Consider the following 21414-nt stretch of genomic DNA (forward strand, 5'->3'; position numbering starts at 1 on the left):
GTCTCCGCATCACAGGACCGCTCATCCCCCGGCGATGCGCGAACTCCGGCCCTTCGCGGAGGCCGACCGGAGACGGCCTCACATCATGCGATGGTGCAGGTTGAACAGGATCACGAGGGTTCCAGACACCATCAGGGCGATGATCAGCGTCGAGAACAGGATGAGCTGAAGGTCGGCGCGTGACGACTTGCCCAGGGTGATGTGCAGGAAGAAGCGGAAGTGCACGACCATTTGCACCAGCCCGAGCCCGAGGACGATCCCGAACGTCGTCGTGGCCGAGGCGACCCGCCAGTACACCGCGCCGAAGGCGAAGCCGGTCAGGAGCAGGGCAAGGAGATAACCGATGGCGTAGCTGCGGACCTCGCGGGCCGCGTCGGCTTTCGAAGAGGTCATCGGATCAGCCCCTGGAGATAAACTACGGAAAACAGGGCGATCCAGATGATGTCGAGGAAATGCCAGAACAGGCCGAGACGCAGGGTGTTGATCCGGACCCGCCCGTCGAGGCCGAACACCACGACCTGCGCCATCATCACCACGAGCCATAGGCAGCCGGCGGCGACATGGAGGCCGTGCAGGGGTACCAGGGCGAAGAACGACGACAGGTAGCCGCTGCGCATCGGTATCGCGCCTTGCGCAAACATCGTCATGAAGTCCCGGACCTCGAGGGCGAGGAAGGCGAGGCCAAGGACGAGGGTCGCACCCATCCAGCCGAGTATCCGGCGGCGGGGGGCGTCATGCTTCATCGCGATCGACGCCAGCCCGAACGTGAAGCTGCTGGTGAGCAGGATCAGGGTCTCCAGGAAGGCCGGCCCGATCTCGTACACGGTCGCGGGCGTCGGCCCGCCGACGGTGGCGGGCAACATCACGCCGTAGGTCGCGAACAGGAGCGCGAAGATCACGGCGTCACTCATGAGGAAGACCCAGAACCCGAACAGGGCCGTTTCGGTCTCTTCCTGCGCCTGCGCGTGCGGATGCGCGATGTTGAGCCCCGGATGAGCTCCTTCCGTGGCGCTCATGCCTCCACCTCGGCGAGACCGCGGTTGGCGCGAGTTCCCTCGACGGCTCGGCCGACGGGCTTGGCCTTTCGGATGTCCCGGCGCCAGTGGCGGTCGATGCGCGCGACCTCCGCCGCCGGGATGGTGCGGTGCAGGTCCCGCACGAAGCTGCGGGCGACGATCGTGGCGATGCCGGCTGCGAGGCCGAAGCCGGCCAGCCACCACATGTGCCAGACGAGGCCGAAGGCCGTGACGGCGCCCAGCCCGCCGAGGGCCGGACCGGTCATGCTGTTGGCCGGCATCGCAATGGCCTCGTAGCGTTTTGGCGGCGCATAGGGATCGCCGTCGGCCTTGTCGCCGTGGAAGGGATCGCGGTCGTTCACGGTGGGGATCACGGCGAAGTTGTACTCGGGCGGCGGGGCGGCGATGGACCATTCCAGGCCGCCGGCATTCCAGGGATCGCCGACGGGCACGCGGTTGGCCTCGCGGTTCCGGATGCTGACCAAGAGCTGAACGAACAGGGACGCGAGGGCGGACAGCAGCACCAGGGCGCCGACACCGGCGACGTACAGCCAGGGCCGGAACGCCGGCTCGAACACCGCCTGCGAGCGGCGCGTCATGCCGCCGGCCCCCAGCACGTAGAGCGGCATGAAGGCGAGGTAGAACCCCACCACCCAGCAGCCGAACGAGATCCGCCCCCATTTCTCGTCGAGGCGGAAGCCGAACGCCTTCGGGAACCAGTAATGATAGCCCGCGAGCATGCCGTAGAGCAGGCCCGGAATCAGCATGTTGTGGAAGTGGGCGACGAGGAACAGGGTATTGTGCACGAGGTAGTCGAGGGGCGGGAACGCCAGAATGATGCCCGTGAGGCCGCCGAGCACGAAGGTCATCATGAAGGCGAGGGAATAGAGCATCGACACCGAGAACCGGACCCGACCGCGGAACATCGTCCAGATCCAGTCGTAGATCTTCACCCCCGTGGGCAGGCCGATGGTCATCGTGGCGATGCCGAACACGGCGTTGATGTTGGCGCTCTGCCCCATGGTGAAGAAGTGGTGCACCCACACCGTGAAGGACAAAACCGCGATGGCCATGGTGGCGATGACGAGCGAGGTGTAGCCGTAGAGCTCCTTCGAGGAGAAGGTTGCGATCACCTCGGAATAGACGCCGAAGGCCGGCAGGATGAGGATGTAGACCTCGGGATGACCGAACAGCCAGATCAGGTTGGCGTAGTTCATCATGTTGCCGCCGAGGTCGTTCGTGAAGAAGTGGAACCCGAGGTAGCGGTCCAGCGCCAGGAGGGCCGTCGCCACGGTGAGCGGCGGCATGGCGAAGATCATGAGGATCGACGTGCAGAGCGAGGTCCAGACGAACATCGGCATCCGCATCAGGGTCATGCCGGGGCAGCGCAGCTTGTAGATCGTCACCGCGAAGTTGAGGCCCGACAGGGTGGTGCCAATGGAGCCGAGCGTCACCGCCCAGATCCAGTAATCGGGCCCGACATCGGGGCTGAAGGCGAGTTCGGTGTAGGGCGGGTATCCGGTCCAGCCGCCGGTTGAGAAGCGGCCGATGACGAGGGACACCATCATCAGGCCGGCGGCGCCGGCCGTCAGCCACAGGCTCACGGCGTTGAGGAGGGGGAACGCCACGTCGCGGGCGCCGATCTGGAGCGGCATGACGTAGTTGATCGCGCCCGTGAGGAACGGCATCGCCATGAAGAAGATCATGATGCTGCCGTGCGTGGTGAACAGCTGCGCGAAATGGTCGGGCGCGATGAAGCCCGGCGCATTGATCGCCGCCGCCTGCTGCATCCGCATGAGGACCGCCTCGACGAGGGCACGCGACAGCATCGTGAACGCGATCACCACGTACAGGATGCCGATCCTCTTGTGGTCGAGGCTCGTGAACCATTCCCGCCACAGGTAGCCCCAGCGACCGAGCCAGGTGATGAGGACCACGACCGCGAGGCCGCCGACGACCACGAGGGCGCCGGCTCCCGCGCCGATGATCTCGCTGAGGCTCGGGTCGGCCCAGGCGCGAACGAAGGGCAGGTCCTGCCAGCCGAAGCGGCCGAGCAGGGCGGGCCACAGGGGCTCGGTCATCGGGACGGTTCCTGCGTGCGGGCGATGAAGGTCTGGAACAGGTCCGGCGGCACGGACGAGTACAGGATCGGCTCCGGCGGCACGGATTTCTGCATGAGCCCGTCGAGGGCGGCCGGGTCGAGGGGCCGGGCCGTGGCGCGCGCGCGCGCGACCCACGCCTCGAACGCATCGGGCGGCATGGCCAGAACCTCGAATTTCTGATTCTGGAACCCAAGGCCGTTGAACTGGGTGTTCTGACCCCGAAAGGTGCCGGGCCGATTCGCCGCGAAGTTGAGCTGGGTCGTCATCCCCGCCATGGCGTAGATCTGCCCGGCGAGTTGGGGGATCAGCAGTGATTGCATCACCGTGCCACTCGTCAGGCTGACATGGACCGGGCGCCCCACGGGAATCGCCATCTGGTTTACGGCCGCCGCCCCCTGGTCGGGGTAGATGAACAGCCACTTCCAATCGAGCGCCACGGCCTGCACCTCGAGGGCGGGCTGCGTCGAGGGAAGCGGACGGTAGGGATCGAGGGCGATGGTGTAGTGCCAGAGCACGAAGCCGAGGCCGACGACGATGCCGGTGGGCGGGATCCAGATCAGACCCTCGAGGGGCCAGGAGAAGGTCCAGGTCGGGCGGTAGACGTTGCCCTTCTTGCCGAGCCGGTAGTGCCAGGCGATGATCGGGGTCAGGATCAGCACCGGCGCCGCGACGAAGAACAGCACGGCGCCGACGATGAGCAGGAGGTGCCACTGGGCCTCCGCCACCGGCCCGGCGGGATTGGCGACCCCGAGCCTCAAGACGTCGCAGCCGCCGACGAATGCGAGCGGTGTCGCGGCGATCGCGGTCGCCAGGCAGCGGCGGGTCGAGGCCAGCGAAGGGCTGCGCTTCCGAAAACTCCGACGGCGGACCCGAGCAGACAGACGGTCGATCAGGCTACATTCGGGCACGCCGACTCCTCGCCATCCGGTTCAATCGGGCAGCGGGGAATCGCAATACACGCGTGGCCGCGCCGGGCAACCGTGGACGGAGTACCAGCGACAACGTCGCGCGCCGTCGGGGGATTAAAACGAAACGTTTCCGTCGAAGACCGCCCCCGGCTCGTCCGGGCGTCTGGGAGCCGGGAGGGGGCGACCGGTTCAGGCGACGCGGGCCTCTTCGATGGCGTCGAGGCGCAGCTGGTAGCTGTCGTCCCACAGGGTGCGAGCCTTCTCGGTCCAGGCCGCATCGAAGAACAACCGGGCGCAGAACTCGCTCTCCCAGATGCTGACGACGATGACCCGCGCATCCACCACCTTCACGTGACGGCTGATGAGGCCGCGCGCGATGCCGACGGAGGGACACATGTCCATGCTCGTCATGCCGTAGGCGTTCTCGCCGCTGAAAATCACGGGACATTCGAGGATCGCGAGATAGCGCATGGTGTTTCCCCTTCGCGAGCCGTGCGCCCGCCTTCGTATCCTGCCCTCGCGCGGGGCAGCGTCGTCCCGGCCGGTCGTCCCGCCCGTTGTGCGATCACCGATCCGTGATCTGCAACTCAGTTGTGAATTCGAATCGCGAACGGGTCAACACGGCATCCTTGGGTAAGTCATTCTGCGACAAGGACCCGAGCGTGAGCGATGAATTACATTCACCCCCGCGCTGAAACCTGAATTCGATCTTCCGGACGCACGATCGCCGCGCGAAACCTCGACCGTCGGAGTGGCCCGACCTCATCGTCAGGGCGCGGCGGCGGCTGTCTGCCCTGGCGGCAGGGCGAGGCAGTCCCAGATACTCTGGACCGAACGCAGGGCGAACCCGTCCATCACCGCGATCTGGTCGGTCCGGTGGGCGCAGAAGGCCGCCAAGCGCTCCGCCGGGCCGGATTCCACGGCGACGGTGGCGAAATCGTCCTTTGCGAGGGTCCAGACCAAGGCGTCGAGCGTGTCGAGGCCCCGCACCGTCAGGGCCCGAAAGACGTCACGCTCGGTCACGAGGCCAATGATGGCCCCCTCCCCCTCGCGTCGCCCGTCGATCACCACCAGGGCGTCGGTGCCGGGCTGTGCCAGGAGCCGCACGGCATCGCGTACGGAGCGGTCCATGCGGATGTATTGCAAAGTTGTCCGGTGCCGGGTCGTATCGTCGACTGCCATGGCCTCGAACCTCCCGCGGAACCGCTTTAATCCCCCTGGTATGCACAATACCTATGGAAAACGCCATGGGTGGCCGGCGATTTTTTCGGCAAGCTGCATCAATCTGCATCATGCTTCCGGTTCACCGGGTTTGGCACGAGCGGGGATGGGGTCTCACGCCGGCGATGCGGTCGAGCCTCAATTCAAGCCTCTACTAACTCCATCGGATCATACAGAGATTTCGCCAGTGGATCCGCCTTCTCAGCAAGACATGGTGCGGCGCAAAATCGAATTGTCTCAGGATTACTCTTGACGACGCCCACGTGCCGAGCAACCCTGGTATGCCAGATACCAGTTGGTACCGGCGACGGTGCCCACCAAGCGCGACGACGGAGATCCGTCGAACGCGCCTCTCTTTCGACACCAGAACAATGGGAGGACGGTCATGACCAGGGTCGAACCAAGTCAAGTCGGGCGCGTCGGCGATGGGTATCGCTGGGGTCAGCTCGTTATCGGCGTCATCTGCATGGTGATGATCGCCAACCTTCAGTACGGCTGGACGTTCTTCGTCCCCGACATCCAGAAGAAGTTCGGCTTCGACCGGGCTGCCATCCAGTGGGCCTTCACCCTGTTCGTCCTGTTCGAGACCTGGCTCGTCCCCGTCGAAGGCTGGTTCGTCGACAAGTACGGCCCGCGCGTCGTGGTGCTGTTCGGCGGCGTGCTCTGCGCCATCGGGTGGGTCATCAACTCCTACGCCACGACGCTCAACATGTTCTACCTCGGGCAGGTCGTCGCCGGCATCGGCGCGGGCGCGGTCTACGGCACCTGCGTCGGCTCGGCCCTCAAGTGGTTCCCGGACAAGCGCGGTCTTGCCGCCGGCATCATCGCCGCCGGCTTCGGCGCCGGCTCGGCCCTCACCGTCGCCCCGATCCAGTGGATGATCGCCGATCAGGGCTTCCAGGCCGCGTTCTTCAACTTCGGCCTCGGCCAGGGCCTCGTCGTCGTCATCCTGGCGTTCTTCTTCACCTCGCCGAAGAAGGGCCAGGTTCCGGACGCCATCGCCAACACCAACGTCATCCAGACCCGGCGCAACTACACCCCGGGTCAGGTCGCCCGTCAGCCGATCTTCTGGCTGATGTACTTCATGTTCGTCATCGTCGGCGCCGGCGGCCTCATGATCACCGCCAACCTCAAGCCCATCGCCTCCGATATCGGTGTCGATAAAGTACCGGTGACGATCATGGGCATCACCATGGTGGCGATCACCTTCGCGGCCACCATCGACCGGGTGCTCAACGGTCTCACCCGTCCGTTCTTCGGCTGGGTCTCGGACAAGATCGGCCGCGAGAACACCATGTTCATCGCCTTCGCCATGGAAGGCTTCGGCATCTACATGCTCTACCTCTGGGGTCACGATCCCCTGTGGTTCGTCCTGCTCTCCGGGTTCGTGTTCTTCGCCTGGGGTGAGATCTACTCCCTGTTCCCCTCGACCTGCACCGACACCTTCGGCACCAAGTTCGCCGCCACCAATGCCGGCCTGCTCTACACCGCCAAGGGCACCGCCGCCCTGCTGGTGCCGGTGGCGAACTACCTCCAGCAGGCCACGGGAAGCTGGGACGGCGTGTTCCTCGTCGCGGCCGGCGCCAACATGCTCGCCTCGATCCTCGCCATCGCGGTGCTCAAGCCCTGGCGCAAGCGGGTCGTGGCCGAGGCGCAGCTCGCCCCCGAGACCGTCCAGGCGCCCCGCATCGTCACCGCCTGACGCCCACACCACGGCATGATCCTCATGGGGCCGGACGCAAGTCCGGCCCCATTCGCGTTTGCGCCCCGCCCCGCCCTGTCGGCAGTTGACACGAGCCCGCGAAGCCGGTTGGCTAGAAATGTTATATCATGACAATTTGTGGGTAGATTACCGATGCAGAGCCCCGATGCCCGCCTTCCGGTGACCGTTCTCACCGGGTTCCTCGGCGCGGGAAAGACCACCCTTCTCAATCACGTCCTGAACAACCGCGAGGGCCGCCGCGTCGCCGTCATCGTCAACGACATGAGCGAGGTGAACATCGACGCCGACCTCGTGCGAACCGGGGGCGCCGACCTGTCGCGCACGGACGAGCGCCTCGTGGAGATGACCAATGGGTGCATCTGCTGCACCCTGCGGGACGACCTCCTGGCGGAAGTGCGCCGCCTCTGCGGCGAGGGCCGGTTCGACTACCTGCTCATCGAGGGCACGGGCATCGCCGAGCCCCTGCCGGTGGCCAGCACCTTCTCGTTCCGCGACGAGGACAGGCAATCGCTCGCGGATGTCGCCCGCCTCGACACCATGGTGACGGTGGTGGATGCCCTGAACCTCCTGCGCGATTACGGCTCCGAGGACTTTTTGCGCGAGCGCGGCGAGACTGCGGGGGAGGAGGACACCCGCACCCTCGTCGATCTCCTCGTGGAGCAGATCGAATTCGCCGATGTCGTGGTGATCAACAAGGCGGCCGACGTCTCGCCCGAGCACCTCGCCCTGGTGCGCTCCGTCGTGCGGGGCCTGAACGCCGATGCCCGCATCGTCGAGGCGACGCAGGGCCGCGTCGCCCCCGACCTGATCCTGAACACCGGCCTGTTCGACGAGGAGAAAGCGCAAGCGCATCCCCTGTGGTTCAAGGAACTCTACGGCGCCCACGAACACGTGCCGGAGACGGAGGAGTACGGCATCGCCTCCTTCGTCTACCGGGCGCGCCGCCCGTTCGACCCCGAACGATTCGACCGCTTCGTTCACGCCACCTGGCCGGGCCTCATCCGCGCTAAAGGCCATTTCTGGCTGGCGACGCGGCCGAACTGGGTCGGCGAGTTCTCCCTGGCCGGGGCCGTCGCCAAGGTCGGCGCAATGGGCTTCTGGTGGGCCGCCGTGCCGCGCGCCCGCTGGCCCGAGGCCGACGTGTTCGCCGAGCGGATGCAAGATGTGTGGAGCGAGGTCTGGGGCGACCGGCGCCAGGAACTCGTGTTCATCGGCTCGGGGCTGGACCGCGACGCCATCACGGCGGCCCTCGACGCCTGCCTCGTCGGCCCGGAGGCGCCCCGGCGGTTCGATCCGGAGGCGTTCCAGCATCTGCCCGATCCGTTCCCCGTCTGGCAGCGCGGCGCGGCCTGATGGGGTTCGTGAGCCGAGCGGACTTGCGAGTCCGGAACGCCGCCCGCTCGGCGCGGATCGCGGCCATCAAGGCCGACCTCGTCGCCCGCCTCGGCCTGACTGAGGCCGATGCCGTCTCGGTCAACGAAATCGCCTGTGCGGAGGCGTGCTGCCCCGACCGCGAGACCCTGGTGCTGGTGATGCGGGAGGGTGAACCGACGCGGGCCTACCGGATCGCCCGGCCCCTCGAGACCGTGATGGCCGACGACCTCGCTGGGGTGCAGGCGGAGGACGCGCGGTCCGGCTTCACCCTTGAGAATAGTTCGGGCTCTGCCCGACACCCGCCGAAGGCATGATTCCGTCGGAATCCCGGTCCAGGGCGAAGGCCACCGCCTGGGCCACCACCTCCGGCCGGTAGGCGTGCGGGCCGTCGTATTCTACGCTTTCGACCGCGTAGCCGGCGGCGCGCAATTGGGTGACGTGAATCCGGGCGCTGCGGTCGATGGGGATCTGCTCGTCGCGGGTCCCGTGGGACACGAAGAGGCGCGGCGCCCCGACTTGGGCATGCACCGACAGGAACCCGGCCGACGACGCGACGATGTGGGTGACCACGTCGCCGTTGGCGAGGCCGAGCGACAGGGCGTAGCTGCCACCGTCCGAATGCCCGGCAAAGACGAGGTGGGCCGGATCGAGGGGAAAGCGCGCCTGTACCGCCGCCAGGGCCAGGGACAGGCGCTCGCGATCGGGGCCGTGGCCACCGATGACTAGATCCCAGGTCGGGAACAGGGATTGCGGCGCCAGGAGCAGGAAGCGTTCGGCCAGGGCGTGCGCCTCCAGCATCGGGAGGATCCGCTCGGCGCTGCCGCCGCCGCCGTGGAACAGCACCACCAGGGGCACGGGGTGGCCGGGCACGAGGCCGTCCGGCACCACCAGCACGGCGTCGCGGGTCTCGAACAGGCCGAGCGCCTGACGCCCCGGCGGCAGGGGAGCGGCCATGGGCAGGCGATGGGCGAAGCCCAGGCGGCCGGTGAGTTCCGGCGGCAGAGGAACCGCCTCCGTCATGACGCCTTCGGGGGTGTCAGGGGTTTGATCTTGAGCTGGTCGATGGCCCACAACCAATGGCCATCGGGCTGGCGCCGCGCCGCCTCCACGGAGACGACTCCGTTCGGCAGACGCGCGAAGGTGAGGGCCAGCGCCCCGGCGCGCAGGGCCGGCAGGGTCTCGGCAGCGGGAAACTCGGACTTGCGGGCCAGGAGATCGGCATAGAACGCCCGGATCTCGGCGTGCCCCGTGGCGACGACGGCGCCGACAGCCAGGACCGCGTCCGGTTCGTAGAGGGCCACCAACCCCTCGACATCGCCCGCATTTGCGCGGGCATTGAACAGGGCTGCCAGATCTTCGGGCGCGTCGGCGGGGCTGCGGTCGGTCTCGGACATCGCGGACATCTCCTTGGGGGAACTCAACGCAGGCGCCGTCCTGTCGCGTCGGCGACGGAAACGGAAACGGGAATGCCGGACTCAACACTCTGCGACACGGTGCAGAAACGCTCGAACTGTTCGAGGACCCGGTCGAGGCGCGGCAGGTTTTCGGCGGGCTGGCCGAGGGCGATGGCGACCTCGATCCCGCCGATGCGCAGGCGCCCGGCCGCGTTGCGCACGATTTGGCAATGGGCGTCCGCCCGCACCCCCTGCGCATCCTGTCGGAATTTGCCGAGGGCGAAGACGAGGCTGGCGCACAGGCAGTTCGACACCGCCGCCACGAGGAGCTGTTCCGGGCATGGTCCGGCCCCCTCCCCCGCCGGCGGTGCCTCGTCGACGGCGAGCCCCGCAACGAGGTCGCCGAAATCCACCGTGAAGCGATAGGCCGCGTCCTGGGTGATGCGGATGCCCGGGCCCCGCCCGACGGCCGTGTCGAGGACGGCGGGGTTCGCCGGGGCGCCATCCCCGTCGTGAAGCGTCGAGGTCTGTTGACAGTCGGAAATGCTTGGCATACCAAATACCAACAACGGGTGGACAGAAAAAGCAAGTCCTCGTCACACCCGACAAGCTCTTCGTCGCGCACTCTAGGGGGTGAACGGCGACCGACTGCACGGAGGAAGCGACCTTGCACGAGGACATCCCCGAGTTCCAAGCCAAACTGTCTTCGCTGCACTTGCGAAGGACTTTACCGCTCTGCAGCAAATTCATCGGCCGAGCGCACTGAGCCATGGCGGACAGCGGTACCGCCACGTCCCCGCCCATCGACTTCGCCGCCCTGGTGGCGGGCCTCGGGGATGCCGTGGTGGTGTCGGATCCGTCCGGCGCCATCGTGGTCTGGAACGCGGCCGCGACGCGGATCTTCGGCCACGCCGCGGGAGAGGCCTTGGGCCAATCCCTCGACATCATCACCCCGGAGCGCCAGCGCCGGCGCCACTGGGACGGCTACTTCGAGACCATGCGGACGGGGGTCACCAAGTACGGTGCCGACGTGCTGCGGGTCCCGGCGGTCCACAAGGACGGCAGCGCGCTCTCCATCGCCTTCACGGTGGCGATGCTGCACGGCCCCGACGGCGCGGTGACGGGCATCGTCGCCGTCATCCGCGACGAGACCCGTCGCTGGACGGAGGAGCGCGACCTGCGCCGCCGCCTCGCCGAACTCGAATCCCGCGCCCCCTGAAGGCGCGGTCGACACGGCCCTCCGGGGCTGGACGCCTCACGGCCAACAGCAGAGCCCGCGCCAAGCGGACCGCACCGAGATTTCGCAACCGATCCAAACGGGAGAACGCCGTCATGACGAAGCCGCTCGAGGGCATCAAGATCATCGATTTCACCCACGTCCAGGCCGGCCCTGCCTGCACGCAGTTGCTTGCCTGGTTCGGCGCCGATGTGATCAAGGTCGAGCGGCCCGGCGCCGGTGACGTTACCCGCACACAGCTTCGCCATGTCGCCGATGCCGACGCGCTCTACTTCACCATGCTGAATTCCAACAAGCGTTCGCTCACCCTCGACACCAAGACCCCCGAGGGCAAGGAAGTGTTGGAGACGCTGATCAAGCAATCCGACGTCATGGTGGAGAATTTCGGCCCCGGGGCGCTGGACCGCATGGGCTTCTCCTGGGCCCGCATCCAAGAGCTCAACCCGGGCATGATCCTCGCCTCGGTGAAGGGCTTCTCCGACGGGCACCACTACGAGGACCTGAAGGTCTACGAGAACGTGGCGCAATGCGCCGGCGGTGCCGCCTCCACCACGGGCTTCTGGGACGGCCCGCCCACCGTCAGCGCCGCCGCGCTGGGTGATTCTAACACCGGTATGCATCTCGCCATCGGCATCCTCACGGCGCTGCACCAGAAGAACAAGACCGGCACCGGCCAGAAGGTCGCGGTTTCGATGCAGGATTCGGTGCTCAACCTCTGCCGGGTGAAGCTGCGTGACCAGCAGCGCCTCGATGCCATCGGCTACCTCGAGGAATATCCGCAGTACCCCCACGGCACGTTCTCCGACGTGGTGCCGCGCGGCGGCAACGCCGGCGGCGGCGGCCAGCCCGGCTGGGTGCTGAAGTGCAAGGGCTGGGAGACGGACCCCAACGCCTACATCTACTTCACCATCCAGGGTCACGCCTGGGCGCCGATCTGCAAGGTGCTCGGCCGCGAGGAGTGGATCGACGATCCCGCCTACAACACCGCGCTCGCCCGCCAGGACAAGATCTTCGACATCTTCGCCATCATCGAGACGTGGCTCTCCGACAAGACCAAGTTCGAGGCCGTCGACATCCTGCGCACCTACGACATCCCGTGCGCACCGGTCCTGTCGATGAAGGAGCTGTCCGTCGATCCGTCCCTGCGGGCGAGCGGCACCGTCGTGGAGGTGCCGCATCCGAAGCTCGGCTCGTACCTGACGGTGGGAAGCCCGATCAAGTTCTCGGACATGAGCGTCGAGATCAAGGCCTCGCCGCTGCTCGGCGAGCACACCGACGAGGTGCTCCTCGACCTCGGCTACACCCAGCAGCAGATCGAGCACCTGCACCAGGCCCGCGCGGTCTGAGGCCGGCCTCGGCCACATGCGAAGCGGCGCGCCCTCGGGGGCGCGCCGTCCCGCGTTGCAGGAATGCCGGCCCAGAGGCATCGAGCCTGTTCAGGCACAGCCCGCCTTCGCATAGAACGCCGCCCGGAGCGGTTCGGGCACCCGCGGCGAACAACCGAGGCCCGTTGCGCCATGCGCCTGTCCCTGCGCCACCTCCTGCCCGATGCCCCGCCACTGAGCGCCCGCGAGCGCCTGCGCTCGGCCGCCGGCGCCCTCGTGGGCATCCTGGCGACGGGGCTCATCGCCCGCCTGGCCCTCGGGCCGGATCCGGCGCTGCCGGCGCTCATCGCGCCTATGGGCGCGTCGGCGGTTCTGCTCTTCGCAGTGCCCGCGAGCCCGCTCGCCCAACCCTGGTCGATCCTCGGCGGCAACCTCGTCTCGGCCCTCGTCGGCATCACGGCGGCCGGCGCCATCGCGGATCCCGTTGTGGCGGCGGCCGTCGCCATCGGGATCGCCATCGGCCTGATGTCGAGTTTACGCTGCCTGCATCCGCCGAGCGGCGCCGTCGCCCTCACGGCGGTGCTGGGCGGCCCGGCGATCCACGGCCTCGGCTACGGCTTCGTCCTGTGGCCCGTGGGAGCGAACTCACTGGTTCTCCTCGGCATCGCGGTCCTGTTCAACAACCTCACGGGGCGGGCCTATCCCCATGTGCGGGCGGATGCCCACGGAACCGCCGATCCGGCCCCCTCCACCCGCGGCGGCGTCACGGCGGCCGACCTCGACACGGTGCTGGCGGCCTACGATCAGGTGCTCGATGTCGGGCGCGACGACCTCGCGGCGATCCTGGCGCAGGCCCAACTCGAAGCCTATCGCCGCCGGGCCGCCGGGCCGGTCACCTGCGCGGCGATCATGTCCCGCCACGTCGTGGCAGTGGCACCGCACGCCCCCCTGCACGAAGCCCTGGCGCAGCTCCGCCGCCACCGGGTCAAGGCCCTGCCGGTGACGGACGAGGGCGCGCGCATCCTCGGCATCGTCACGCAGACCGACCTTCTCGACAAGACCGTGTGGGAGCGGCCCGGCCCGCGCCTCGGCCTCGGCCGGCGCCTCGCCCTCACCCTGGCGCGGGGCCGCGCGCCCCACGGCAGCGTCGAGGACATCATGACGAGCCCTGTCCGCACCGTCCGCGTCGACACACCCATCGCCGATCTCGTGCCCTGGATGCAGGATGCCGGCCTGTCGCACCTGCCCGTGGTCGGCCCCGACGACCGCCTCGTCGGCCTCGTCTCCCAGGCCGACCTCGTGGCCGAACTGCTCACCGAGGCCGTGGGTGGACGGGACGCGGAGCCGCGCGGAGCGGCCGTCGCCGTGGCGTAGGATGGGCGCTTCGTTCGGCAAACGGATCGGACCGTCAACCCCCCGCTGCAGAGACGGCCGCTCTCGCCGGCCTCGATGAATGCACGTCCCGACGCCATTGGCTCGGCGTCACACCCGTCCATTCCAGGAACGCTCGCGTGAAATGCGCAGCGTCGGCATAGCCAAGCTCGAGGGCGATCCGTCCGACAGGCAACGTCTTTCCGGCGAGCAAAGCTTTGGCTCGGCGAGCCATCACGCGTTGCTGGATGTCGGCATAGCGCGTCCCGGCGTCGCCGAGACGACGCTGTAAGGTCCGCCGGGAGAGACCGAGGCGGCAGGCAATTCCATCGATCGTCGGTCGCGCTTCGTCGAGACCGAGTTCGACGAGATGCGCGACGCAAGCCGCCAGATCGTCGCCGATCGGTTCGGTTTCCAGCATGTCCGAGTCGGATGGATTATGCCGGTCCGGGTTCGGCGCACCGAGTCGGTCTGGGGAAAGAACCAAGCCGGCCTCCGAGCCCAAAGCGATCTCCACGCCGAGCAAGCGCTCGATATCTGTGCGACCGGCCAAGGTCGCGCCCGTCACGACGGCGTAGTTCGGCCGCCATGCCGATCCGAGAAAATGGCGCACCGTGCTGAGAAGATAGCCCAGCGCCAGGATCTCGTTCGCCTGACGCCCGGACTCGATCCGTTCGACGATGCCGTACCCGTAAAAGGCTTGAGCGCCTCGCCGACGCAAACCCGTCCACGTCGCCGTCTGCAGCAGGATCGGCGTGACGGCCTCGACGCGGGCCAGCGCTTCGCCGAGCGTTCCGGCGGTGCGGACCTGCACACCAATCGGTCCGAGACCGGCGATTCCGAATCCCGTCGAGAGCCGCGCCGGCAGCGACGGGTCACCGATTTCGCGCATGGCGGCCTCGACCAGCCTCACCTGATCACGCAGCAGGATCAAGCGATCGGGCGTATCGAGGAGTGTGAGCGGTATCCCGGCACGGCCGAACACCCGTGTCAGCGAACCGCCGGCGCCCGAGACCGCCTCGGCGATCGGTCCCATCGTCCGTGCTTTGGTCAGGCCGTATCGCAACATGGACCTCTCCCTCCGTCAGGATGAGGCAATGGCACCAAATGGCAAGAACCGGCGGTTGAACCCCAGTAGCTCTAGCGATGCCGACGGGCATGATGTCTCACGCGCGCGCAAAGCGCGAGGGACGCACGCGTTCGGGATCGGCCGTGATCGCGCGGGAGAGCGCCATGCAGACTTTTGCATTCGACGACCGGAACATCGCCTGGCAAACCGTCGAAGGCTTCGAACACGCCGCCTTTTCCATTCTCCATATCGATGAGACGGCGTGGATCGTCGATCTCCTCTTCAAGTTCGCCGCGAACGAACGGATCGCCCTGCATCGGCACGGCGCGGCTTATTGCACCCTCGTCCTGCAAGGCGAGCTGAGACTCTACCGGCCGGACGGCAGCTTGAAGGAGATCCGCCCCGTCGGCAGCTACGTCGCGGGACAGGCCGGAGGTGAGCCCCATACAGAGGGCGGCGGCGACCAGGATGTGATCGTCTACTTCACCAATCGAGGCATTGACGGACCGGTCTACGAACTCCTGGACGCTAACCATGAGATCGTGGCGACCTTCGGTATTCCCGAGTTCAAAGCGCTGTTCGCAGCGCAAGTCGCATGAGGAGGGGGCTCGATGGAAGTCTCTGACACGCGTCGCGTGAAAAGATCGGCCCGGATGATGGTGTGGATCGCGTCGAGACGCCGCCTCGCCGGGATCGTTACGACGGCGCTTCTCTTCGCCACGCACGGCGCTTTGCCCGCCCACGCGGCGGAGGCCCTCGTCATCCTGCCGATCAAACTCCTCGACACCTCGGGTGAACCGACCGATCAGGCCTCCCAGCATGCCGAGCGCCTCGTTCATCTGGCCGATAGCCTGGCGGCCGACCTGTCCCGGATGGGTCTGTATCGGGCAACGGTCCTTCCGCCCGATTCGCTTCGTCAGGCCTGTCCATCGGAGGACATCGCCTGCCTGCTCGAGGCCGCTCGGGCCCGTGGGGCCGAATTGATCTTCGTCGGCGTCGTGCACAAGAGCAGCACGTTGATCCTGCAGCTTTGGGCTCGTGTCGTGGACGCCCGTACCGGCCGCGACCTCTTCTCTCGTGACCTCAATTTTCGGGGGGACACGGACGAGGCCTGGCAACGCGCCCAAGGATTTCTCATCTCCCAAATCCGCGACGGGACGCTCGATCGTCGCTGAGGACGCGATCGGACGCCGTGCCGTCATCGATCCTCGCGTATGGTTCTTTGGAATTCAGGAGGTCTTTTCAAACCAAGCCTGTTCAAGTCGATGCCCGCCGCCGATTGGCAGCGGTCGGCCCGGCGAACGCTGCCAATCGAAATCACCGTCATCGCGCCGGGTCGATACTCGCCGCTCCAACGAGAATGAACGTTTATTGACATGACAATGAACGTTCATTATGACTGAGGGGCAAGCAGGAGCGTGTGATGGTCCTCCCCCATCGGAACCACTGGCCCGAATTCGATGCCTCCCCGGAGAAGCCTGGGCTGGCGCAGCGCACGGCGGCAAGCGTGCGGGCGATCTGCACGCCGACCAATCTCGCCGCGCTCGGCGTTCTCGCCTTCGGCTGGTTCGCCCTCGTCGGCTGGACCGGGGCCGGGCCGGACAGCTGGCAGGCACGAATCTGCGCCGACCTCGACCTGCAGCCGCGGGCCTGCGCGGTGATCCGGTCGGCCGGAGACGCCTCGTGAGCGCCGCCCTCGGCGCCGTTATCGATGCCCGTTCCGGTCAGGCGGCGCGGCGGGAGCACATCCTCGACGCGGCGGAGGCCTGCTTCGTGCGCAACGGCTTCCACCGCACGACCATGCAGGACCTCGCCCGTGAGGCGGCCATGAGCCCGGGCAATTTCTACCGCTACTTCGAATCGAAGGAGGCGCTCATCCTCGGCTGGGCCGAGCGCGAGCGCGTGCGCGGCGCTTTGCTGGTCGAGAGCCTGGAACGGGCGGGCGACCGGCGCGCGGCGTTCCTCGGCGTCATCACCCAGTACTTCGCCGCCATCACCCGCGACGCGGCGGTGCTGCGCCTCGACATCTGGTCGGAGACAACCCGCAACCCGGCCATCGCCGCCATGACCGAGCGCGCCGAGGCCGAGGCGCGGGGGTGGTTCATCGACACCATCGCGGCGCTCTCGACGGACCCGGATTGTGACCCGGCGGCGGTTTATGCCGTCCTCGATCCCCTGATGAAGGGCCTCGTGGTCGGCCGCGCCCTCGTGCCGGACTTCGACACACCGGCGGCCGTCGCCACCCTGCGCGCCTTCATTGAGGCCGGCCTCGCCGGCCGCCTCCCGAATCCGGAGCGACCCCGATGAATCCGCTCCGCGCCACCCTCCTGCTTCTGGCCCTGTGCGCCGCGACAACGGCCCGTGCCGAAACGCCGGCCGCTACGGCGCCCCGGCTGCCCGCCGTCTCGGTGGTCGAGGCGCAGCGCCGCGAGATCGTCGAGACCGTGACGGTCACCGGCACCCTCGTGCCCCGCGACGAGATTCTGGTGGCGCCCGAGCTCGACGGGCCCCGCATCACCGAGGTTCTGGTCGAGGAAGGCATGAGGGTCGCGCGCGGTCAGGTTCTGGCGCGCCTGTCGCGCGACCTCATCGACCGCCAGATCGCCCAGCAGACGGCCCTCGTCGACAAGGCGGCGGCGGTGGTGCCCCAGGCCGAGAGCAGCATCGAGCAGGCGGCTGCGGCCGAGACGGAGGCGCACCTCGCCTTCGACCGATCGCGCCAGCTGCTCCAGACCGGCAACGCCACGGCGGCGATCCTCGAAAACCGCACCTCCATGCTGCGTCAGGCCGAGGGCAAGCTCGCCTTCGCTCGCAACGGCCTCGTCATCGCGAAAGCCGAACTCGCGCAGGCGCGGGCCGTGCGCGACGAACTCGACCTGCGCCTCGCGCGGACGGAGATCCGCGCGCCCGAAGCCGGCATCGTCAGTCGCCGCATGGCACGCGTGGGCATGATGGCCTCGGGGAGCGCCGAGCCCCTGTTCCGCCTCATCGCGCGGGGCGAGATCGAACTCGAGGGCGAGGTCATCGAGACGAAGCTGCCGCGCCTGCGCGAGGGCAAGCCTGCCTGGATCGTTCTCGGCGACGGAGCGCGGGTGCAAGGCCAGGTCCGCGCCATCTACCCGGAGGTCGACAAAGTGAGCCGCCTCGGCAAGGTGCGGGTGCGCCTTGATCCCGATCCGCGCCTGCGCATCGGCACCTTCGCGCGGGGCGCCGTCGAGCTCGCCCGCACCCGCGACGTCACCGTGCCCCAGGCCTCCGTCCTCTACGGCGCCGATCGGCGCAGCACGGTCCTGGTGGTCTCGGGCGACCGGGTCGAGGCCCGCGTGGTTCGCACGGGGCTCTCAGACGACGACGACATCGAGATCCGTGAAGGACTGAGCGAAGGCGAGCAGGTGGTGGCCAGGGCCGGCTCGTTCCTGCGCGATGGCGACCGGGTTCGTCCCGTGCCGATGGCGCCTCCGGCCGCCATGGCGGGTGCAACGCCCCTCGCCACGGCCGAGGCGAGCGTTCCGTAGCGTCCGACGCAACCGTCGAACCGCCAGAGAGCACCGAACCATGCGCCTGAACGTTTCGGCCTACGCCATCCGCAGGCCCATGGGGCCGCTGGTCCTGTTCCTCGTCCTCGTGGTGCTGGGGCTCGTCAGCTTTCGGGGCCTCGCGGTCACGCGCATGCCCAACATCGACGTGCCCATCGTCTCCGTGGCGATCACCCAGGCCGGCGCCGCCCCCTCCGAATTGCAGACCCAGGTGACGAAGTGGGTGGAGGATTCCATCGCCGGGGTGCGCGGGGTCAAGCATGTCACGTCCGCCATCACCGAGGGCTCGTCCGTCACCACCGTCGAGTTTCGCCTCGAGGTGAATACCGACCGGGCCGTGAACGACGTCAAGGACGCGGTCTCGAAAATCCGCATCAACCTGCCCCGCACCATCGACGAGCCGGTGATCAGCCGCGTCGAGATCGCCGGCCTGCCCATCCTCGTCTACGGCGTGACCAGTCCGGCGATGACGCCGGCCGAACTGTCCTGGCTAGTGGAGGATAAGATCGCCCGCACCCTGCAAGGAGTGAAGGGCGTCGGCGGCGTCGAGCGTGTCGGCGGCGTCGCCCGCGAGCTGATGGTGGTGCTTCAGCCCGACCGGCTCCTGGCGCTCGGTATCACGGCGGCGGATGTGAACCGGCAGTTGCGCGTCACCTCCGCCGACATGGCGGGCGGGCGTGGCGAGGTCGGCGGCCGCGAGCAGTCGATCCGGACGCTGGCCGCCTCGCGCACGGTGCGCGACCTCAAGGCCACCTCCATCGTGCTCCCGGGTGGGCGCAAGGTGCGGCTCGACGACCTCGCGTCGGTCGAGGATTCCATCGAGGAGCCGCGCACCTTCGCGCGGTTCAACGGCAATCCGGTGGTGGCCTTCACGGTCTCGCGCGGCGCGGGCGCCAGCGACGCGGAGGTCGCGGCCGGCGTCGACCGGAAGATCGCGGAGTTCCAAGCGACCTATCCCGACCTCAACTTCGAGAAGATCGACTCGTCGGTCTCGGCCACCCTCGGCTCCTACGATTCGGCCATGCACACCCTCATCGAGGGCGCGGTGCTCGCCGTCATCGTGGTGCTGCTGTTCCTGCGCGACTGGCGGGCGACGGTCATCGCGGCGGTGGCCCTGCCGCTCTCGGTGTTCCCGACCTTCTGGGCCATGGACGCCATGGGGTTCACCCTCAACGGCATCTCGCTGCTGGCCATCACCCTGGTGACCGGCATCCTCGTCGACGACGCCATCGTGGAGATCGAGAACATCGTCCGGCACATGCGGATGGGCAAATCGCCCTACCGCGCGGCACTCGAAGGCGCCGACGAGATCGGCCTCGCGGTCATCGCCATCACCGCCACCCTCATCGCGGTGTTCGCCCCCGTCTCGTTCATGGGCGGCATCGCCGGGCGCTACTTCATGCAGTTCGGCCTCACCATCGCGGTGTCGGTGTTCATGTCGCTGCTGGTGGCCCGCCTCATCACCCCGATGCTCGCCGCCTACTTCCTGCGCGACCATGGCCACGCCGAGGCCCGCGACGGTTGGGTGATGCGCACCTATGGGCGCCTCGTCGGGTGGTCCGTGCGCCACCGGGTCATCACTCTCATGGCGGGTCTCGCCCTGTTCGCTGCGTCCCTCGCCTCGACGGGACTGCTGCCGTCGGGCTTCCTGCCGAAGCAGGACATGGCCCGGACCCTCTTCATGGTCGAACTCGCGCCGGGCGCGCGGCTCGCCGACACCATCGCCACCACCGACCGCGTGGCGGCGCGCATCCGCGCCCTGCCGGAAGTCACCTCGGTCTTCGTCGATGGCGGCCGGCAGGCGGGGGGCAAGAAGGAGACCCGGCTCGCCACCCTCACGGTCAACCTGACGCCGAAGAACCGGCGGGCGAAGAAGCAGGCCGCCCTGGAAACGGAGATCTCGGCCCTGCTCGCCGACGAGCCGGACATCCGCGCCTGGACCTTACGGGATTCAGGCCAGCGCGACCTCGCCCTCGTGGTCGGCGGCCCGGACACGGACGTGGTGACGGAGATCGCCGCCCGCCTCCAGCGCGACATGGCGACGATCCCCCACCTCGTCTCGGTGATGTCGACGGCGCCGCTGAACCGCACGGAGGTGCGCATCCGCCCCAAGGAGGGCGCAGCCGCCGATCTCGGTGTCTCCACCGACGCCATCGCCGAGACCGTGCGGGTCGGCACCATCGGCGACATCGGGCTGAATCTCGCCAAGTTCAATGCCGCCGACCGGCAGGTGCCGATCCGCGTGCAATTGCCGGAAAGCGCCCGCGGCACCGTTGCGCGCCTCGAAACCCTGAAGGTGCCGGCCAAGAACGGCACCGCCGTGCCGCTCGGTGCCGTCGCCGACATCGAACTCGGCCAGGGGCCGGGCGCCATCGACCGCTACGACCGGGTGGTCCGCGTCGCCGTCGAGGCCAATCTGGAGGGCTCGGACGCGCTGGGCACCCTCATCGCCCAGGCCCTCGACACCCCGACGGCGAAGAGCCTGCCGCCCGGCGTCACCATCCGGCAGACCGGCGACGCCGAGATCATGGGCGAGGTGTTTTCCGGCTTCCTCATGGCCATGGGCGCCGGGATCATGATGGTCTACGCCGTGCTGGCGCTGCTGTTCGGCTCGTTCCTGCAGCCGCTGACCATCCTGTTCTCCCTGCCGCTCTCCATCGGCGGGGCGATCCTCGGCCTGCTCATCCTCAACATGCCGATCTCGATGCCGGTGGTGATCGGCATCCTCATGCTCATGGGGCTGGTGACGAAGAACGCCATCATGCTCGTCGATTTCGCCGTGGAGGAGATGGCCAAGGGCGTCGACCGGGTCACCGCCATCGTCGAGGCCGGGCGAAAGCGCGCGCGGCCCATCGTGATGACGACGCTCGCCATGGCGGCCGGCATGGTGCCGTCGGCCCTGGCCCTCGGCGTCGGCGGCGAGTTCCGCGCCCCCATGGCGGTGGCGGTGATCGCGGGCCTCATCGTCTCGACCCTGCTGTCCCTCGTGTTCGTCCCGGCGGTGTTCCTCCTCGTCGACAGTCTGGAGCGCGTCCTCGGGCGACTCCTCGGCCGTCTCGTCGGCGCCCGCGACGAGGCACCGGACGCAGCCGTGTCCCATGGGGCCTGAGTGTCTCTCACGAAACTTCCGCTGCGCTG

At 68.0% G+C, this 21414-nt stretch carries 22 protein-coding genes; 12 read left to right on the forward strand and 10 right to left on the reverse strand.

Features of this window, described 5'->3' with window-relative positions:
• Positions 1–78 precede the first annotated feature (78 nt).
• The 6 genes from MFF01_RS19000 to MFF01_RS19025 all read right to left on the reverse strand — a co-directional run bounded on the left by MFF01_RS19000 (position 79) and on the right by MFF01_RS19025 (position 5208).
• Positions 79–393 carry a cytochrome o ubiquinol oxidase subunit IV gene (locus tag MFF01_RS19000; protein WP_238227755.1) on the reverse strand — a complete coding sequence of 105 codons (315 nt, stop codon included), beginning with the start codon at positions 391–393 and terminating at the stop codon, positions 79–81.
• The gene (locus tag MFF01_RS19005) at positions 390–1016 is read right to left on the reverse strand and encodes a cytochrome c oxidase subunit 3 (protein WP_238227756.1); all 627 of its coding nucleotides are present in this window, start codon (positions 1014–1016) and stop codon (positions 390–392) included. Before MFF01_RS19005 ends, MFF01_RS19000 begins: the two co-directional genes overlap by 4 nt.
• On the reverse strand, positions 1013–3097 hold the full coding sequence (locus MFF01_RS19010; protein ID WP_238227757.1) for a cbb3-type cytochrome c oxidase subunit I: 2085 nt from the start codon (positions 3095–3097) through the stop codon (positions 1013–1015). Before MFF01_RS19010 ends, MFF01_RS19005 begins: the two co-directional genes overlap by 4 nt.
• Positions 3094–4026: a ubiquinol oxidase subunit II gene (locus MFF01_RS19015; protein WP_238227758.1), complete on the reverse strand. Its 933-nt coding sequence runs from the start codon at positions 4024–4026 to the stop codon at positions 3094–3096. Before MFF01_RS19015 ends, MFF01_RS19010 begins: the two co-directional genes overlap by 4 nt.
• 189 nt (positions 4027–4215) lie before the next feature.
• Positions 4216–4497: a hypothetical protein gene (locus MFF01_RS19020; RefSeq protein WP_238227759.1), complete on the reverse strand. Its 282-nt coding sequence runs from the start codon at positions 4495–4497 to the stop codon at positions 4216–4218.
• A gap of 297 nt (positions 4498–4794) precedes the next feature.
• The gene (locus tag MFF01_RS19025) at positions 4795–5208 is read right to left on the reverse strand and encodes a CBS domain-containing protein (protein WP_238227760.1); all 414 of its coding nucleotides are present in this window, start codon (positions 5206–5208) and stop codon (positions 4795–4797) included.
• Between the two features lie 424 nt (positions 5209–5632).
• On the opposite strand from MFF01_RS19025, the gene oxlT reads away from it, so the two are divergent.
• From oxlT to MFF01_RS19040, 3 genes are all read left to right on the forward strand, one after another.
• Entirely contained in the window at positions 5633–6949 is a 1317-nt protein-coding gene (oxlT, locus tag MFF01_RS19030) for an oxalate/formate MFS antiporter (RefSeq protein WP_238227761.1), read from the forward strand.
• Positions 6950–7102: 153 nt separating this feature from the next.
• Complete coding sequence (gene zigA / locus MFF01_RS19035; protein WP_238227763.1) at positions 7103–8323, forward strand: zinc metallochaperone GTPase ZigA; 1221 nt, start codon at positions 7103–7105, stop codon at positions 8321–8323.
• 23 nt (positions 8324–8346) lie between these two features.
• Entirely contained in the window at positions 8347–8658 is a 312-nt protein-coding gene (locus tag MFF01_RS19040; protein ID WP_373319813.1) for a hypothetical protein, read from the forward strand.
• On the opposite strand, the gene MFF01_RS19045 is transcribed toward MFF01_RS19040, so the two are convergent.
• The 3 genes from MFF01_RS19045 to MFF01_RS19055 are packed head-to-tail and all read right to left on the reverse strand — an operon-like array spanning position 8609 to position 10292.
• Positions 8609–9364, reverse strand: a complete 756-nt coding sequence (locus MFF01_RS19045; protein ID WP_238227765.1) for an alpha/beta hydrolase — start codon at positions 9362–9364, stop codon at positions 8609–8611. The two genes, MFF01_RS19040 and MFF01_RS19045, sit on opposite strands and share 50 nt — an antisense overlap.
• Positions 9361–9738, reverse strand: a complete 378-nt coding sequence (locus MFF01_RS19050; RefSeq protein ID WP_238227766.1) for a YybH family protein — start codon at positions 9736–9738, stop codon at positions 9361–9363. Before MFF01_RS19050 ends, MFF01_RS19045 begins: the two co-directional genes overlap by 4 nt.
• 23 nt (positions 9739–9761) lie before the next feature.
• Complete coding sequence (locus MFF01_RS19055; RefSeq protein ID WP_238227767.1) at positions 9762–10292, reverse strand: OsmC family protein; 531 nt, start codon at positions 10290–10292, stop codon at positions 9762–9764.
• A 215-nt stretch (positions 10293–10507) separates the two neighbouring features.
• On the opposite strand from MFF01_RS19055, the gene MFF01_RS19060 reads away from it, so the two are divergent.
• The 3 genes from MFF01_RS19060 (at position 10508) to MFF01_RS19070 (ending at position 13674) form a co-directional block, all read left to right on the forward strand.
• Complete coding sequence (locus tag MFF01_RS19060; protein ID WP_238227768.1) at positions 10508–10957, forward strand: PAS domain-containing protein; 450 nt, start codon at positions 10508–10510, stop codon at positions 10955–10957.
• Positions 10958–11070: 113 nt separating this feature from the next.
• The gene (frc, locus tag MFF01_RS19065) at positions 11071–12321 is read left to right on the forward strand and encodes a formyl-CoA transferase (RefSeq protein ID WP_238227769.1); all 1251 of its coding nucleotides are present in this window, start codon (positions 11071–11073) and stop codon (positions 12319–12321) included.
• A 171-nt stretch (positions 12322–12492) separates the two neighbouring features.
• Positions 12493–13674, forward strand: coding sequence for an HPP family protein (locus MFF01_RS19070; RefSeq protein ID WP_238227770.1), 1182 nt, complete (start codon positions 12493–12495; stop codon positions 13672–13674).
• Positions 13675–13708: 34 nt separating this feature from the next.
• Here the strand turns inward: MFF01_RS19070 and MFF01_RS19075 are convergent, their stop codons facing one another.
• Positions 13709–14740: an AraC family transcriptional regulator gene (locus MFF01_RS19075; RefSeq protein ID WP_238227771.1), complete on the reverse strand. Its 1032-nt coding sequence runs from the start codon at positions 14738–14740 to the stop codon at positions 13709–13711.
• Between the two features lie 164 nt (positions 14741–14904).
• Here MFF01_RS19075 and MFF01_RS19080 point away from each other — a divergent pair, with 164 nt between their 5' ends.
• From MFF01_RS19080 to MFF01_RS19105, 6 genes are all read left to right on the forward strand, one after another.
• The gene (locus tag MFF01_RS19080; RefSeq protein WP_238227772.1) at positions 14905–15339 is read left to right on the forward strand and encodes a cupin domain-containing protein; all 435 of its coding nucleotides are present in this window, start codon (positions 14905–14907) and stop codon (positions 15337–15339) included.
• A gap of 54 nt (positions 15340–15393) precedes the next feature.
• Positions 15394–15915 (forward strand): DUF2380 domain-containing protein, encoded by a 522-nt coding sequence (locus MFF01_RS19085; protein ID WP_238227774.1) that lies wholly within the window; start codon positions 15394–15396, stop codon positions 15913–15915.
• A 248-nt stretch (positions 15916–16163) separates the two neighbouring features.
• Positions 16164–16427, forward strand: coding sequence for a hypothetical protein (locus MFF01_RS19090; protein WP_238227776.1), 264 nt, complete (start codon positions 16164–16166; stop codon positions 16425–16427).
• Positions 16424–17047: a TetR/AcrR family transcriptional regulator gene (locus MFF01_RS19095; protein WP_238227778.1), complete on the forward strand. Its 624-nt coding sequence runs from the start codon at positions 16424–16426 to the stop codon at positions 17045–17047. The genes MFF01_RS19090 and MFF01_RS19095 overlap by 4 nt, the downstream gene beginning before the upstream one ends.
• Positions 17044–18255 carry an efflux RND transporter periplasmic adaptor subunit gene (locus MFF01_RS19100; protein WP_238227779.1) on the forward strand — a complete coding sequence of 404 codons (1212 nt, stop codon included), beginning with the start codon at positions 17044–17046 and terminating at the stop codon, positions 18253–18255. Before MFF01_RS19095 ends, MFF01_RS19100 begins: the two co-directional genes overlap by 4 nt.
• A gap of 40 nt (positions 18256–18295) precedes the next feature.
• Complete coding sequence (locus MFF01_RS19105) at positions 18296–21385, forward strand: efflux RND transporter permease subunit (RefSeq protein ID WP_238227780.1); 3090 nt, start codon at positions 18296–18298, stop codon at positions 21383–21385.
• Positions 21386–21414: the final 29 nt, after the last annotated feature.

The sequence above is a fragment of the Methylobacterium adhaesivum genome (genome assembly GCF_022179065.1).
In the GTDB taxonomy this organism is placed as follows: Bacteria; Pseudomonadota; Alphaproteobacteria; order Rhizobiales; family Beijerinckiaceae; genus Methylobacterium; species Methylobacterium adhaesivum.